The organism is Pseudovibrio sp. Ad37 (assembly GCF_001623075.1).
In the GTDB taxonomy this organism is placed as follows: Bacteria; Pseudomonadota; Alphaproteobacteria; order Rhizobiales; family Stappiaceae; genus Pseudovibrio.
Genome location: NZ_LMCF01000212.1, coordinates 24,839 through 40,892, shown reverse-complemented (window position 1 = coordinate 40,892; position 16,054 = coordinate 24,839). Strand labels below are relative to the sequence as shown.

The 16,054-nt window shown below is 51.1% G+C and carries 14 protein-coding genes; all 14 read left to right on the top strand.

Features of this window, described 5'->3' with window-relative positions; translation table 11 throughout:
• The first annotated feature begins 10 nt into the window (after nt 1-10).
• The 14 genes from secY (at nt 11) to PsAD37_RS21860 (ending at nt 15,992) form a co-directional block, all read left to right on the top strand.
• On the top strand, nt 11-1,351 hold the full coding sequence (gene secY / locus PsAD37_RS21925; RefSeq protein ID WP_063292673.1) for a preprotein translocase subunit SecY: 1,341 nt from the start codon (nt 11-13) through the stop codon (nt 1,349-1,351).
• On the top strand, nt 1,348-1,920 hold the full coding sequence (locus PsAD37_RS21920) for an adenylate kinase (RefSeq protein WP_063297932.1): 573 nt from the start codon (nt 1,348-1,350) through the stop codon (nt 1,918-1,920). Before secY ends, PsAD37_RS21920 begins: the two co-directional genes overlap by 4 nt.
• A gap of 221 nt (nt 1,921-2,141) precedes the next feature.
• A complete protein-coding gene (rpsM, locus tag PsAD37_RS21915; RefSeq protein ID WP_063297931.1) occupies nt 2,142-2,510 on the top strand; it encodes a 30S ribosomal protein S13 in 369 nt (122 codons plus the stop codon).
• 65 nt (nt 2,511-2,575) lie between these two features.
• Complete coding sequence (rpsK, locus tag PsAD37_RS21910) at nt 2,576-2,965, top strand: 30S ribosomal protein S11 (protein ID WP_054664941.1); 390 nt, start codon at nt 2,576-2,578, stop codon at nt 2,963-2,965.
• Between the two features lie 74 nt (nt 2,966-3,039).
• Complete coding sequence (locus PsAD37_RS21905; RefSeq protein ID WP_057463419.1) at nt 3,040-4,068, top strand: DNA-directed RNA polymerase subunit alpha; 1,029 nt, start codon at nt 3,040-3,042, stop codon at nt 4,066-4,068.
• Between the two features lie 82 nt (nt 4,069-4,150).
• A complete protein-coding gene (rplQ, locus tag PsAD37_RS21900) occupies nt 4,151-4,585 on the top strand; it encodes a 50S ribosomal protein L17 (RefSeq protein WP_057463418.1) in 435 nt (144 codons plus the stop codon).
• Between the two features lie 336 nt (nt 4,586-4,921).
• Complete coding sequence (locus tag PsAD37_RS21895) at nt 4,922-7,120, top strand: methyl-accepting chemotaxis protein (RefSeq protein WP_063297930.1); 2,199 nt, start codon at nt 4,922-4,924, stop codon at nt 7,118-7,120.
• Nucleotides 7,121-7,384: 264 nt separating this feature from the next.
• Entirely contained in the window at nt 7,385-8,830 is a 1,446-nt protein-coding gene (locus PsAD37_RS21890; protein WP_063297929.1) for a DegQ family serine endoprotease, read from the top strand.
• A 54-nt stretch (nt 8,831-8,884) separates the two neighbouring features.
• A complete protein-coding gene (locus PsAD37_RS21885) occupies nt 8,885-10,195 on the top strand; it encodes a replication-associated recombination protein A (RefSeq protein WP_057463415.1) in 1,311 nt (436 codons plus the stop codon).
• A 233-nt stretch (nt 10,196-10,428) separates the two neighbouring features.
• On the top strand, nt 10,429-12,825 hold the full coding sequence (locus PsAD37_RS21880) for a patatin-like protein (protein ID WP_063297928.1): 2,397 nt from the start codon (nt 10,429-10,431) through the stop codon (nt 12,823-12,825).
• A 53-nt stretch (nt 12,826-12,878) separates the two neighbouring features.
• Complete coding sequence (gene crcB / locus PsAD37_RS21875; RefSeq protein ID WP_063297927.1) at nt 12,879-13,259, top strand: fluoride efflux transporter CrcB; 381 nt, start codon at nt 12,879-12,881, stop codon at nt 13,257-13,259.
• Between the two features lie 180 nt (nt 13,260-13,439).
• Nucleotides 13,440-14,489, top strand: a complete 1,050-nt coding sequence (locus PsAD37_RS21870; protein ID WP_063297926.1) for an RluA family pseudouridine synthase — start codon at nt 13,440-13,442, stop codon at nt 14,487-14,489.
• A gap of 28 nt (nt 14,490-14,517) precedes the next feature.
• Entirely contained in the window at nt 14,518-15,198 is a 681-nt protein-coding gene (locus PsAD37_RS21865; RefSeq protein WP_063297925.1) for an HAD-IA family hydrolase, read from the top strand.
• Nucleotides 15,198-15,992, top strand: coding sequence for an ATP12 family chaperone protein (locus PsAD37_RS21860; protein ID WP_063297924.1), 795 nt, complete (start codon nt 15,198-15,200; stop codon nt 15,990-15,992). The genes PsAD37_RS21865 and PsAD37_RS21860 overlap by 1 nt, the downstream gene beginning before the upstream one ends.
• The last annotated feature ends 62 nt before the right edge of the window (nt 15,993-16,054 follow it).

The following is a 16,054-nucleotide window of genomic DNA, read 5'->3' as shown; positions in this document are numbered from 1 at the left end:
GGAGCGCGGAATGGCTTCTGCTGCCGAGCAACTTGCTTCAAACCTTAACTTTTCTGCCTTTGCTAAAGCCGAGGAACTGAAGAAGCGGATCTGGTTCACGCTAGGCGCGCTTTTGGTTTATCGATTCGGAACCTATATCCCTCTGCCTGGAATTAATCCTGACGCGCTCGCACAGGCCTTCGGAAACGTACAAACTGGCATTGTTGGCCTGTTTAACATGTTCTCCGGTGGTGCTGTCGAGCGTATGGCTATTTTTGCCCTCGGCATCATGCCTTACATTTCTGCGTCGATTATCATCCAGCTTATGACTTCTGTTGTTCCTGCTTTGGAACAGCTGAAGAAAGAGGGTGAGCAAGGCCGGAAAAAAATTAACCAGTACACACGTTTTGGTACAGTGATTCTGGCAACCTTCCAGGCCTACGGTATTTCCGTTGGTCTTGAGGCTGGCGCGAACATTGTTATCGATCCGGGCTGGTTCTTCCGTATTGCAACAGTTCTTACCCTTGTTGGTGGTACTATGTTCCTGATGTGGCTGGGTGAGCAAATCACCTCTCGCGGTATTGGTAACGGCATTTCTTTGATCATTTTCTCCGGTATTGTTGCCGGGCTTCCTTCTGCGATTGCTTCCACTTTGGAACTTGGTCGTCAGGGCGCGCTCGCAACTCCAATCATTTTGGCAGTTATCATACTGTCTGTGGTGGTTATCGGCGTTATCGTCTTCATGGAACGTGCACAGCGACGTTTGCTGATTCAGTACCCACGTCGCCAACAGGGCAATAAGATGTTTGAGGGGAACACATCGTTCCTGCCACTCAAACTCAATACGGCTGGTGTTATTCCACCGATTTTTGCGAGCTCCTTGTTGCTGGTACCAGCGACTGTAGCCAGTTTCCAAACCGGTGATTCCACTGGTTCGATGGCGTGGTTGACAACAATCACTGCGCTGCTGGGACACGGTCAACCAGCCTACATGGCTCTTTATGCAGCATTAATCATCTTTTTCTGCTTCTTCTACACCGCGATTGTTTTCAATCCATCGGAGACAGCAGACAACCTCAAGAAGCATGGTGGCTTCATTCCAGGAATTCGTCCAGGCGAACGTACTGCGCAGTACATTGACCATGTGCTAACTCGCATTACGGTTGTCGGTGCAATATACATAACTCTCATTTGTTTGTTGCCAGAGTTCCTGATCTCAGCAACGGGTGTTCCGTTCTACTTCGGTGGTACGTCTCTGCTCATTGTTGTTAGCGTCACCATGGATACCGTTTCTCAGATCCAGGGGCACCTTCTTGCTCATCAGTACGAGGGCTTGGTGAAGAAAACGAAGTTGAGGGGGAAACGTAGATGAGATTGATTCTTCTTGGCCCTCCTGGTGCTGGTAAAGGCACTCAGGCAGGTCGACTTGTTGCGGTGCATGGTATTGTCCAGCTTTCTACTGGTGACATGCTTCGTGCAGCTGTTGCAGCTGAATCCGAAGTCGGCTTGAAGGTCAAAGATGTTCTGACACGTGGTGACCTGGTTTCTGATGACCTGATTTGTTCCATCATTTCTGATCGTATTGATCAGGCTGATTGTGCAAAAGGCTTCATTCTGGACGGTTTCCCACGCACCATTGCTCAGGCTGACGCTCTTGGCGAACTGCTTGAGAAGAAGGACCAGAGACTTGATGCTGTTGTGCAGCTGAAGGTTGATGAAGGTATCCTTCTTGAGCGTATCGAAACACGTGCTCGTGAAAGCGCGGAAGCTCGATCCGATGACAATGCAGAGTCTTTGAAGAAACGTCTTGCAGTTTACAACGAGCAGACAGCCCCGCTTATCAAGTACTATGGTGAGCGGAACATGCTGATGGGCGTTGATGGCATGAAGTCCGTTGACGAGGTTGCTTCAGAGATCGATACGATTTTGAGCACGGTTTAATCCGTGCTTTTTGAAGGCAGGCGCTTGCGCTTGCCTTTATAATAAAGTATAGCCGGCGCACATCGACACCATAATCGATTGGCGCCGGTTTTCCTTGGGAAACCGAGGCTGATCTTTTTGCTGTGTGATGGTGCGCCCTCAACCTGTATGGTTGTAGGTGTGTTATCGGCAAAAAAATGGGAGAGGGAACAAACGTACCCTCGTAATTGGAGAAAATAAACGTGGCACGTATTGCTGGCGTCAACCTTCCGACGAATAAGCGCGTAGTTATCGCGCTGCAGTACATTCATGGCATTGGTGCGAAGTTCGCGCAGGAAATCACCGATAAAGTCGGTATTGCTGCAGAACGTCGCGTTAACGAACTTTCTGATGCAGAAGTTCTTAAAGTCCGTGAAGCAATCGACGCTGACTACACCGTTGAAGGTGATCTTCGTCGTGAAACTGCAATGAATATTAAGCGTCTCATGGACCTTGGCTGTTACCGTGGCCTGCGCCACCGTCGTGGTCTGCCTGTCCGTGGTCAGCGCACTCATACCAACGCTCGCACCCGTAAGGGCCCTGCTAAGGCGATCGCTGGTAAGAAGAAATAACTAGCCGGTTATCCGGTGGAGCCGCCGGCTATACGGCGGTGTAGATATCGAAGTTAGGAAATATAATGGCTAAAGAATCGACGCGCGTGCGTCGTCGCGAACGGAAGAACATTTCTTCAGGTGTCGCGCATGTGAACTCTACGTTCAACAACACCATGATCACCATCACCGATGCTCAGGGCAATGCGATCTCTTGGTCGTCTGCCGGCGCGCTTGGCTTTAAGGGTTCTCGTAAGTCTACCCCTTATGCTGCACAGGTCGCTGCCGAAGACGCTGGTCGTAAGGCTGCTGAACACGGCATGCGTACTCTCGAAGTAGAAGTACGTGGTCCAGGTTCTGGACGTGAATCCGCTCTGCGTGCGCTTCAGGCTGCAGGTTTCGTTATTACATCTATCCGTGATGTAACTCCGATCCCGCACAATGGTTGCCGCCCACGCAAGCGTCGCCGCGTCTAACAGTTCGTTAGGCTAGTTTTCCACCCAGGCAAGGATTAGTTGACTTTTAGGTCAACGGGAAAGCCAGAGGGTTTATGAACGTGACTATTCAAAAAAATTGGCAAGAGCTTATCAAGCCAACTAAACTCGACATTCGTGCTGGCGATGATGCACGCTTTAAGGCTTCTGTGATTGCAGAACCTCTTGAGCGTGGCTACGGCCTGACTCTTGGTAACGCACTGCGTCGCGTTCTGCTTAGCTCCCTTCAGGGTGCTGCAGTGACAGCGGTTCAGATTGATGGCGTTCTCCATGAGTTCTCGTCTATTCCTGGCGTTCGTGAAGATGTGACTGACATCATCCTGAACATCAAGGAAATCGCGCTTCGCATGGAAGGCGAGGGACCAAAGCGTATGGTTCTGCGTAAGCAGGGTCCTGGTGCGGTCTACGCTGGCGATATTGAAACTGTAGGTGACGTTGAGGTTCTTAACCCAGGTCTGCTGCTGTGTAACCTTGATGAAGGTGCGGAAGTTCGCATCGAATTCACTGTAAACACCGGCAAGGGTTATGTTCCAGCTGCCGCTAACCGCCCAGAAGACGCTCCAATCGGTCTGATTCCGGTTGACAGCCTTTATTCTCCGGTTAAGAAGGTTTCTTATAAGGTTGAGAACACCCGTGAAGGTCAGGTTCTTGATTATGATAAGTTGACTTTGACTGTTGAAACTGACGGATCTGTGATCCCTGAAGATGCAGTAGCATTTGCTGCTCGTATCCTGCAGGATCAGCTGTCTATCTTCGTGAACTTCGAAGAGCCACAGCGTGAAGTTCAGGAAGACACAGTCGCGGAACTTGCGTTCAACCCAGCACTGCTGAAGAAGGTTGATGAGCTTGAGTTGTCTGTACGTTCGGCAAACTGCCTGAAGAACGACAATATCGTATATATTGGCGATCTCATTCAGAAGACAGAAGCAGAAATGCTTCGTACACCGAACTTCGGTCGTAAGTCTCTCAACGAGATCAAAGAAGTTCTGGCGCAAATGGGCCTGCATCTCGGTATGGAAGTGGCAAACTGGCCGCCTGAAAATATCGATGAGCTCGCTAAGCGCTACGAAGACCACCAATATTAAAGGAACAGGAACCGAGCGCGCTGCGTGAGGTTCCGACGATCTGATCTACTAGATCGTAATTGACTTAACAAAGGAGAGGGCCATGCGCCACGGTAATTCCGGCCGCAAGCTCAATCGGACGTCAAGCCACCGTAAAGCGATGTTCGCTAACATGGCAGCTTCGCTCATCCAGCATGAGCAGATTGTTACGACGCTTCCGAAAGCAAAAGAGATGCGTCCAATCATCGAGAAGCTCATCACTCTGGGCAAGCGCGGCGACCTGCATGCACGTCGTCAAGCAATTTCCCAGATCCGTGACACTGCAATGGTAGCAAAGCTGTTTGATACCCTTGCAGAGCGTTATGCGGACCGTCAGGGTGGTTATTCTCGCGTGCTGAAAGCTGGTTTCCGTCATGGTGATAATGCACCAATGGCTGTTATCGAGCTGGTTGAGCGCGACGTAGAAGCTAAGGGCGCTGCAGATCGTGCACGCGCTGCTGCTGAAGAAGCTGCTGAGACAGCTGAAGCTGCTGCATAAGCTTTTCGCATAAGCGATTTGAAAAAGGGTGCCTTCGGGTGCCCTTTTTTGTTGCCTGAATGAAATTCGCTTAGAGGCCCTCAGTTTTTGCAGAACGAATCTGATGAAATAGTTCGCGTTACGTGAGTTTTGACAGGTGGAACTGGATTGTTCGTGTCAGGTTGGTACCGCAACTTATGATAGTACAGCGTGCTTCGAGTTTTGTGAGAAAACACAGCTAAATCATATCGGTATTTCAATTTTTCTTCGATTTGAAAAGCATTTTAAATATTTGTTTTAAGCGGAGATTAACACTATAGCCCGACTATACTCCCAACGTATTACTCGGGGGCAAATATGCGTTCTAAATCTGATGAGAGCGGCTCTGTATCCTCACCTAGAGTCAAAAATTATTTTAATCGTATTGCTGTTCGTCTTCCATTCATTATGGTTGGGCTTGCAATTATTGCGAGTGCCGTTGTGGCATTCCTTGGGTATACGCGTGCTGAGAGCGCGCTGACTGAAGCGAGCAAGACACAGCTCGTACTCGTGGCACAGGCTCGTCGGGATACTCTCGATGAAAAACTGGAGCGCGTTGATAGCGATATCAAGCGTCTGGTCAAGAGTAGCGCCATGCGCGTCACCATGACTGACCTGCTGGCCTCAATGGATTCTCTGAGTGCAGATAAGGATGATATCCTTAGCTACTTCCAAAAGAGTGGCTCGTCTGTTGCTGATCGTCTGCAGCTGACTGGGAATGGTAACAAGACGCTTTATTCCTGGCGTCATGCTGTTGTTCATCCAGACTTTGTGGCGAGTGTAACCGGTGGAGGTTATGCGGACATCCTGATCATGGATGCAAATGGTCTGGTTATCTATTCTGCGACCAAGTCCTCAGAGTTTCTTGAGAGCGTGAAGGATGGCAAGCTATCCGGTACATTGCTCAGTCAGGAATTCAACAAGGCGGCAAAAGCCACTGAAGGCGATGTGGTCTATTCTGAGATTGCTCAATATGCGCCTGATGGAAATTCTGCATCCCTTTTGATTTCGGCTCCTGTGTTTGTTGAAGACTTCAATCAGGTCACCTTTAAGGGTGTGATCGCCATTCGTCTCGGCTCTGAGTTCTTCGATAGCGTTTTGCAAAATCGTGAGAACATGGGTGAGACTGGTCAGACCTATCTGGCACGCATTGATGGCGCGATCCTTTCCAATCAGGTTTTGTCTGATGTGCCAACGGCGCTGGTGAAGAAAGATGATCCAGAGGTTGTTGCGAAAGTAGTTGAAGACCTGCAGGCGAACCTGGAAAGCAATGTTGGCTTTGCGGAAGTGAAGGAACAGTTTATTCTGGCCCTGCCACTTGGCTTTGAAAAACTGCCGACTGTTATTGTCGCAAAGACTGATGTGAGCGAAGCGCTGGCTGTTGTGCATGCACTCGCCAAAGAAATCATTATCAGCGGATTGGTTGTGTTGGCGGTTGTTGCTGCAATTGGCATCTTCATGGCACGTAGTCTGTCTACTCCGCTTAATCGCCTGTCATCCAATCTTAATAAGATTGCGAACGGTAATCTGGATGTGGAGATTATCTCTGCTCAGCGTAAGGATGAGATCGGCGATATTGGTCGAGCTGTTCAGTCTTTCCAGGCTGGTCTTGTCCGTGCAAGAGAGCTGGATGAGAAACAGGTGCGTGAGCAACATGAACAGGAAGAGCGCGTGAAACGCGTGGATGCCTTGAACGAGAACTTTGATATTGGCGTTCGAGACATCCTGACCACTGTGACTGACGCTGGCGGTAATCTGGAAACCACCGCGAAGAGTATGGCAAGCATCTCTGAGCAGACCAACACTGAGGCACAGACGGTGTCTTCTGCCTCTGAACAGTCCCTGATGAATCTTCAGGCTGTTGCTGGTGCTGCTGAAGAGCTTTCTGCAACTGTTGGTGAAATTGACCGCGAGGTCCGTCGTTCTGCTGACGTCTCCAAACAAGCGGCTGAGAAGGCTGCTGCGGCTGAGGTGTCTGTAAACGGTCTCATGGAAGCTGCGCAGCGCATTGGTGAAGTTGTGTCTCTCATCAATGATATTGCTGATCAGACCAACCTGTTGGCGCTGAATGCGACGATTGAGGCTGCTCGTGCAGGCGAAGCTGGTAAAGGCTTTGCGGTTGTTGCATCCGAAGTTAAGGGCCTTGCGAACCAGACTGGTCAGGCAACTGGCGAGATCAGTGTTCAGATCCAATCTGTTCAGGCTGAGACGGAGAAAGCCGTTGCGGCTATCAAGGAAATCAGCACGGTTATTGGTGACGTGAATGAAGCGGCGACTGCGATTGCAGGTGCTGTTCAGGAACAGGCTGTAACCGCAACAGATATCTCCAGCAACATTCAGCAGGTAACGTCTGGTAGCTCTGAGGTTGCTCAGGCTATTACCCGTGTGAGCATGATCGCAAGTGATGCGGGCCATGAAGCGGAAAACGTTCTTGGTGCTGCAAATCAACTGACACACCAGTCCGAAGAGCTGAAGAGCATGGTTGAAGAATACCTTGAGAATATCCGGGTAGCCTAAGTTCTGTCAGGTTTTATCGAGATGAGTAAGGCGCCGGGGTGACCCGGCGTTTTGCGTTTTGAGCAGGTGTGATCTTTTTAGTGCACTCAAACTGTTACTAGTTTGAAATCCACATGCAGTTTTCGGGGATACGAGCTCGCTGCTTAAAACCGACAGATTGGCCTTTTCATTTCCATATTGCAGACTTATCTGTAACCTGCTGCTCCCAAATTTTTTGAAAGAAAATCATTGTGAACTGGGGGCTCTTGCCGAAGGGATTTAAGAATGGGTCAAATCAGGAAGTCAGCTGCTCATCTGCTTTTTTGTGCAGTTCTTGGGACTACTGGCGTTGTGGCAACGCAAAGCACTGGTGCACTGGCCAGTGAAAAGACTGTTCCAACATCTCAAGCCGAGATTTCACTTTCCTTCGCTCCTATTGTGAAGAAGGTCGCGCCAGCGGTGGTGAATGTGTACGCAAGTCGTACCGTGCAAGAGCGCCGCAGAGTTTCTCCATTCTTTGATGATCCGTTCTTCCGTCGTTTCTTTGGTGAGCAATCCGATCGGTTCGCACCTCGTTCGCGCAGCCGCGTTCAAAGCTCTTTGGGCTCTGGTGTGATCGTTTCTGCTGATGGCACGATTATTACCAACCATCACGTTATCGCGGGCGCTGATGAGGTGCGTGTGGCACTTTCTGATCGACGTGAGTTTGATGCCGATATCATCTTGATGGATGAGCGCACAGATCTTGCCGTTTTGAAGGTGCGCAACGCAGAAGGGGCGTTCCCTGTTGTGCCGTTTGCCAACTCTGATGAACTTGAGGTGGGTGATCTGGTGCTGGCGATTGGGAACCCGTTTGGTGTTGGACAGACCGTGACGCAGGGTATTGTCTCCGCTGTTGCGCGAAATCAGGTCGGTGTCTCGGACTATCAGTTCTTCATTCAGACAGATGCCGCCATCAATCCGGGTAACTCGGGTGGGGCGCTGGTTGATCTAAACGGTCATCTTGTTGGTGTGAACACTGCGATCTTCTCGCGTTCCGGTGGCTCCAACGGTATTGGTTTTGCAATCCCTGCCAATATGGTGGAAGTGGTTGCTTCAGCTGCTGATGAGGGCGGTATCGTGCGCCGCCCGTGGGTTGGAACCAGTGTGCAACCAGTCAGCTCTGATATTGCTGCCAGCCTGGGGCTGGAGCGTCCTAGCGGGGTTCTCGTGACACGTATTCAGGAAGGAAGCCCAGCTGACCGTGCTGGTATTCGTGTCGGCGACCTGATCATGTCTGTTGGTGGCACTCAGGTGGATGATCCAGATGCTTATGGCTACCGTCTTGCTACAAAGAAAGTTGGTGGTGTCACGCGTTTTGAGATGCTGCGCGGTGGTGAGGCCTTTGCTGTCGAGATCAGCCTTGAGCGTGCGCCGGAAACTGTGGCTAGAGATGAAAGAGAGATCAAAGGGAACTCGCCATTTACTGGTGTACGGGTTATGAATCTTTCTCCTGCTGTGGCTGAAGAGTTGCGCATGTACAACGAGTTTTCAGGCGTTGTAATTGCTGATATTAAAGCTCGTAGTACTGCTGCCTATGTCGGCTTTAAACCCGGTGATATCGTGGTTGAGATCAATGGCGCTGAAGTTCAAAGCACCAAAGACCTTTCCAAGCTGACCGGCAAAAAGCAGCGCACCTGGAACATCACTTTCAAACGTGATGGTCAGCTACGACAGGTAAGTTTGCGATAATGCTGTTTTGAGAGTTTTACTCTCCAGAACAGTTTAGAGGAATGTTGAGAGACCATGAGTGATCTTTTTTCCGCCAATGGGATGGATCAGCTGGAAGACAGGCCGCTTGCAGATCGCATGCGGCCTCGTGTTCTGGAGGATGTTGTCGGACAAGGCCACCTTTTGGGTGACGCTGGTATTTTAAGCCGCATGCTGCGGTCCGGCTCTCTGGGGTCTCTCATCTTCTGGGGGCCTCCGGGTACCGGTAAGACCACGGTTGCCCGTTTGCTTGCAGATGCTACGGAACTGGAATTTGAGCAGATCTCTGCCATTTTCTCCGGTGTTGCTGATCTCAAAAAGTGTTTTGAGCGTGCTAGAGGACGTCAGATTTCCGGCAAACGGACTTTGCTGTTTGTTGACGAGATCCATCGCTTCAACCGCGCTCAGCTGGATAGTTTTTTGCCTGTGATGGAAGATGGCACCATCACTCTGGTGGGAGCAACGACTGAGAACCCGAGCTTTGAGCTGAATGCCGCGTTGCTGTCCCGTTCGCATGTGTTGACGTTCCATTCACTTGATGAAGATGCGCTGATTGATTTGCTCAAACGCGCGGAAGAAGTGATGGGGCGTGACTTGCCTCTGGATGAGGATGCGCGTCTATCACTCGTGCGTATGGCAGATGGTGATGGTCGGTCTGCATTGACTTTGGCGGAAGACGTTTGGCGTACGGCTGGCGATGACGAGATTTTCGACACGGAACGCCTTGCGGAAGTGGTGCAGCGACGTGCGCCGATCTATGACAAGACCAAGGACGGGCATTACAATCTCATCTCTGCGCTTCATAAGTCCATTCGCGGGTCGGACCCGGATGCGGCGCTCTACTGGATGTGCCGGATGCTGGAGGGCGGAGAAGATCCGCTATACATCATCCGCCGTTTGACAGTGATGGCTTCTGAAGACATTGGCATGGCTGATCCCAATGCGCTGGTGCAGGTGAATGCTGCACGTCACGCGTTTCAGCTGGTTGGGTCACCAGAAGGGGAGTATGCGCTGGCTCAGGCTGCGGTCTATCTGGCAACGGCCCCTAAATCGAATGCGTCTTATCTGGCTTATAAGGCTGCTCGCATGGATGCGCGGGAACATGGATCTCTTGTGCCGCCAAAGCACATCCTGAACGCACCGACCACGCTCATGAAGAAGATGGGGTATGGTGAAAGTTATCGCTACGATCATGATGAGCCAGATGCGTTTTCTGGTCAGGATTATTTCCCTGAGAAGATGGGTCGGCAAAAGTATTATGAGCCGAATGCTCGTGGGTTTGAGCGTGATGTTCAAAAACGGTTGAGCTATTGGGATCGCTTGAGAAAAGAGCGTGGCACTGCCTAGGGCCGTTTGTCTGGGTTCTCGTTGATACGCAATAGCAGAACTCGTTGTCTCGCCTTTTCTGAAAACTGGCGGTCACTTTTCAAGACTACACATAAACTACACGTAACTTTGTTTGGGTTTCCCGATTGCATTCGGGCATCCTAATTCGCACACTGACATCTGAGCTTGGTGCGTTCATTTATATCTGCGCATCATACTCTGACTTCTTTATTTAAGCGAATTCTGGTGCATGCATGAGGCAACTTGAGCTGAGATTGGGACTGGTGCTGTATGGCGGGGTTTCACTCGCCATCTACATGCACGGTGTCACCCGTGAACTCCTAAATCTTCAGCGTGCTTCCCATGCGTTGCATCAGTTGCGGCGGGACCGTGAGCGCGGTGTTGAGAGTGATGTCACTCTCGAAGGCTCAGCGAAATCCTATTTCGATCTTCTTGAAAGTTTTGGGCCACAGCTGGACCTGCGGGTTGTGATTGATGCAATCTCTGGCGCGTCTGCCGGAGGTGTGAATGCGATCATGCTGGCGCGGGCACTGGCGCATGATCTACCGCTCAAGCATCACAGCGATCTATGGCTATCGCTTGCTGATGTTGACAAGCTGGCCAATGAAACATCCGGGGTCAGCAAACATGCCAAGCGGGTGCTGGCACCAATATTGGATAAGCTTTTGGTTTTCCTTGGGACTGATGTTCCTCAGAACAAGGAAACGCGCACCAAACTGCGAGATTTTATCAGTTCGCGTTGGTTTACGCCGCCGTTCTCAGGTGAGCGATACTCAGGGTGGCTGGTGGATGCGTGCCGCGCAATGGATGAAGAGGATCGCGGGGAGACGCTGATCCCTTACGGACAGCGGTTGGAGCTGTTCGTGACACTCACGGATTTTCACGGTGTGTTGCGGCGTATTGCGTTGCATGATCCTGAGTTTATTGAGGAGTTGGATCATCGACGTATTGTAAAGTTCAATGCCATTCATCGGGTGTCCAGCGGTTTGCATAGCCAGATGAGTGCGGAGTGTATTCCTGATCTGGTCTTTGCTGCGAGAGCGACCTCTAGTTTCCCTGGAGCCTTTCCGCCTATGAGTGCTGAGGAGATGGATGGCGTTCTTGAGCGTCAGGGTCTTGAGTGGAGCGGGCGTGAAGCGTTCTTAACCAACGTGCTTCATGCCAATTGCGATGCAGAAGGGGAGCGTATCTTCATTGATGGGTCGTTGGTGATGAACAAGCCCTTCGAACCGCTTATTGGTTCCATTGCCCAACGACCTGCTGCTCGCGAAGTGGTGCGTCGTCTGCTTTATCTGGATCCGTTGCCCTTCTCACACCGTGATGTGCCAGCAGAGCCAGAGCCTCCGGGCTTCTTCAAAAGCATTTTCGCATCGTTAGCTCACATTCCGCGGAATGAACCGATTGGTGATGAGCTGCAGGAGATTGAGCAGATCAACATGAAGGTGCGGCGGATTCAGGAAGTGGCTGAAGCTGCATTGCCGATGGTCCGCCATGAAGTGCAGCTGTTGCTTGAAAAGCATGGCAGCCTGCCGGAGACTGAGGGTGACTTCTCAGTTGTGCGGCAAGGGGCTGAGCTGGCGGCGATGGAGCAATCTGGTTTCGCCAATGCCGGTTATCTTCAGCTTCGTTTGGGGCATCTTGCCCACCGGGTTGTCTTGTTGATTTCCGAGCTTTCCGGCACACAGCAAGAGGGGTGCGTTGAAAAGGGCGAGGAGGTTGCTCTCTGGTCCTGGGAAAGCGTGGAAGAAGTGGTCGTGAATGCGTTGACCTTCTCCAAAGAAGAGGAGGGGGAAGCGCAGCGGGATCAGGCTAAGATACTTCGTGAGCTGAAGAGCCTTGATGTTGACTATCGCATTCGTCAGCTGCGGTTTTTGATCGAGCAGATCAACAAGTTCTATCACCATGAAGAGATTGCTGGGTCTGTTGAGTTTGCGCGCCATCTGGATGTGTTTAAGCGTGAACTTTATGGGCAGATTGCCAACTTGCGGAGCCGTTGGTCCGAGGAGTTTTATGGCACAGAGACCATCTACCTTGCGACGCTGCTGAAAGAAGTTTCGCCGCAGTTGGAGACAGTGCGCAAAGTGCTTGGGGTTCTCAGCCTTCGCATGGGCCTTGCCGACCTTGATAAACTGACAGATTCCATTGTGTTTGAGGGAGTTGGGAAGCTAGGTGATCTGAAGGCGGCACAAGGTATTCTTGAAGGTTATATCGGCTTTCCGTTCTTCGACACCAGTATGTTTCCGGTTCAGCAGGCGCTCGATGCTTTTGAACTTCGTAAGATTGAGGTGGGGCGCATCAGTCCAAAGGATGCGCAATTGCTTTGTCCTGGTGGCGTTGATTTGAAAGGCGCGCAATTGCAGATGTTTGGTGCCTTCTTCAACCGCGGATGGCGCGAGCATGATTATCTGTGGGGGCGGCTCAACGCTGCAGAGCGGCTGGTGAGGTTACTGCGGGATGTTTATCATCAGTGCCACGGGTCAGCTCTGCGGATTGCTCCTGGTGATGACATGAACCTGCGCGCGATATTCCTTGATATTCTGGATGAAGAAGAAGCGCACCTGGAGGATCATGAAGAGTTGGTGGAAGCTTGCCGTGAGAAGGTTGACGAGGTCTTCTCTAAGGGATGTTAGTTACTGTGCAATTTGTGCAAGACATGCCATTCAAAATCCGATAGGGAGAATGCATGAAAAATCTCATCCTGATAGCACTTGGTGGCGGGGCAGGAGCGGTTTGTCGGCATCTGGTTTCAATGGCCGGACTTCGTCTTCTAGGCCCTTCATTTCCGTGGGGCACTGTCACCGTAAACATTCTTGGTTCATTGCTGATGGGGATCTTTGTTGAGGTTCTTGCTCAGCGACTAAGCGCTTCTTCTGAGCTGCGTTATCTGATCGCGACGGGTTTCCTTGGTGGTTTCACCACCTTCTCAACCTTCTCGTTGGATGTTGCTGTGCTGTGGGAACGCGGAGAACCTATTGCGACCGCCGCTTATGTGTTGGTCTCGCTTATTCTTTCCGTTTCAGCCTTGTTTGTCGGTCTTTATCTCACACGGCAGGTTCTCACCTAATTTGCAAGTTGCCCGCAAAAACTCATAGAAACTTGATGGTTTTTCGTTTTTAGGGGCTGAATCTGCGTGAAAGACTTGCATGTTTTGCCTTCAGCTGCCAAATGAGCGCCAACGGATTTAATAGGAACGGCTGGCGCACCCTTCGTGCTGCCGCCGCGTTAGAAGTCAGGACCTTCACCCATGAGTGGCTCCCAGAACAAAGCAGCGCCGCAAAACAACGGTGGCAGCCCAGTTAAAATTGAGATGCGCCGCGTTGATGCCGACGAAGCAGGCATGCGTCTTGATCGCTGGTTTAAAGAAAACTTCCCGGAACTTGGTTTTGGCCGCTTGCAGAAACTGCTGCGCACCAAGCAGGTTCGCGTAGATGGCAAACGTGCCGAAAGCTCCACCCGATTGGAAAAAGGGCAAGAAGTCCGCATTCCACCGCTCGGTGTTGAGCTGGCTGCTGATGACCGCAAGAATGCCAGACCTCGTCCGCGCAAGTTGGTTGACAGTGACCGTGAAGCCATTGAGCAGATGATGCTCTTTGAAGATGCGCATGTGATGGTACTGAATAAGCCCGCTGGCCTTGCTGTGCAGGGTGGCTCAGGTTTGACGCGTCACGTGGATGGTATGCTTGATGCCTTCACCAACCAGAAGGGCGATAAGCCGCGTCTGGTGCACCGTCTTGACCGTGAGACCTCCGGTATTTTGCTGGTTGCGAAGACCCGCCGTGCAGCTCAGGAGCTGACAAAGGCATTCCGTCATCGCAACACGCGTAAAATCTACTGGGCGATGGTTGCTGGCGTGCCAAAACCGCGTCAGGGTCGTATCTCGACCTATCTGGCGCGTGATGAGGGTGAAGAGCGCATGCGTGTTGCCTGTCATGGTGATGATGAAGCACAGCACGCAGTTAGCCTTTACAATGTGGTTGAACAGTCCGGTCAGAAGCTTTCCTGGGTGTCACTGAAGCCTGTAACTGGCCGTACGCACCAGCTGCGTGCCCATGCAGCGCATATTGGTTGCCCTATCGTCGGTGATCCAAAGTACTTCAATATAAAGAACTGGGAGCTTCCCGGTGGCATCCAGAACAAGCTGCATCTGCTGGCGCGCCGGATTATGATCCCGCATCCGTCAGGCAATGGTGTGATTGATGTTTCTGCTCCGCTGCCATCGCATATGCAGCAAACCTGGAACTTGCTTGGTATGGATGTGAAGGACTATGATCCGGACATCAATGAACCAGAATAAGTAATAGCAAAGTTACGGGCTGATCTTCATGTATCTCATTGTGTTTGATTGCGACGGCACGCTTGCGGATAGCCAAGACAATATCATGATTGGTTTTACTGCAGCGTATCGGTTTGTCGATCTGCCTATGCCATCGCGAGATGAAATTCTTGCAACGGTTGGCCTGAAACTGGATGTGGCGTTTGAGCAATTGCTGGGGCGGAATGACCCGGACTTGATTGAGCAGATGGTCAAGGGATACCAGCAGATCGTCTGGGAAATGCGTTCCAAGGGGCGTGATTATGATCCCCTTTATGAGGGGGCGATTGATGCTTTGCAAGAGTTGGATAGCCGGGAGGATGTGCTTCTTGGTATCGCAACAGGCAAGCACTCCCGCGGTATGAAGCACCTGATCAGCTTGCATGAGCTGGAAGGGCTTTTCACCACCATGCAGACAGCAGATGTTGCGCCATCCAAGCCGAATCCAAGTATGATTTTTCAGGCGATGAGCGAAACTGGTGTTGATCTGGAAAACACGATTATGATTGGTGATACGACTTTTGATATGCACATGGCGCGCAATGCAGGTGTGAAATCTGTCGGAGTTACATGGGGTTATCACAGCGCTGAAGATGTGAAGAGCGCTGGAGCCACCTATGTTATCAATCAGTTTAAGGAACTCATTCCGGTGCTTAGTGAGCATTTCAAATGGAATAAGGAAGTTGCATAATGCGTGACATTTTTGAGCAGATTGCAGATGACATTGCAAAAGGGCCTGTTGATGCTGTTCAGGCTGCACGTGAGCACACCAAACGGAACTTACCGAAACGCTTTTATGAGCGTGTGAGCGTTGAGCTGAAAGATGACGTCTTCGCTGTTTTGCTGGATGGACGCTCTATTAAAACACCTGGTCGCAATGCGCTGGTGTTTAAGGATGAAGTGATTGCTGAAGGCGTGGCTGCCGAATGGGAGCTGCAGGAAGAAGAGATTGATCCGGCGACGATGCCGCTGACGCGCATCGCCCATTCTGCGATTGATGCCGTTGAAGACAAGTTTGCGGAAGTTGCAGACGAGATCACACGGTATGCCGGAAATGATCATTTGTGTTACCGCGCAGCTTCTCCTGCAGAGCTGGTCACTCGCCAGAAAAATCAGTGGGACCCAGTCTTGGATTGGGCGGAGAAGTTGTTTGCTGGTCGCTTCAAGCTCGTTGAAGGGATTATGCATGTTGCTCAAGATGAGGTGGTGACAACTGCCTATCGCGCGCAACTGGGCAAATATGATGCGCTTCAGTTAACTGCGATCCATACAGTGACGTCCATTAGCGGTTCTGCTTTGCTGGCGCTGGCGCTGGCTGAAAAAGCCTTTGAGGCGGATGTTGTCTGGTCTGCAGCTCATGTTGATGAAGATTGGAACATTGAGCAGTGGGGGCAGGATGAAGAGGCTGCTCGTATTCGGCGTTTCAAAAACGACGAGTTCAACGCAGCAGTGCTTATTCTCGTTGGAGCACCAGAAGAAAGCTAAGGCTTATTCTTTGCAAAGTTGTCTTAAGGCGCGGCTTTTGGCTGTGCTTTTTTGTTGGTGTT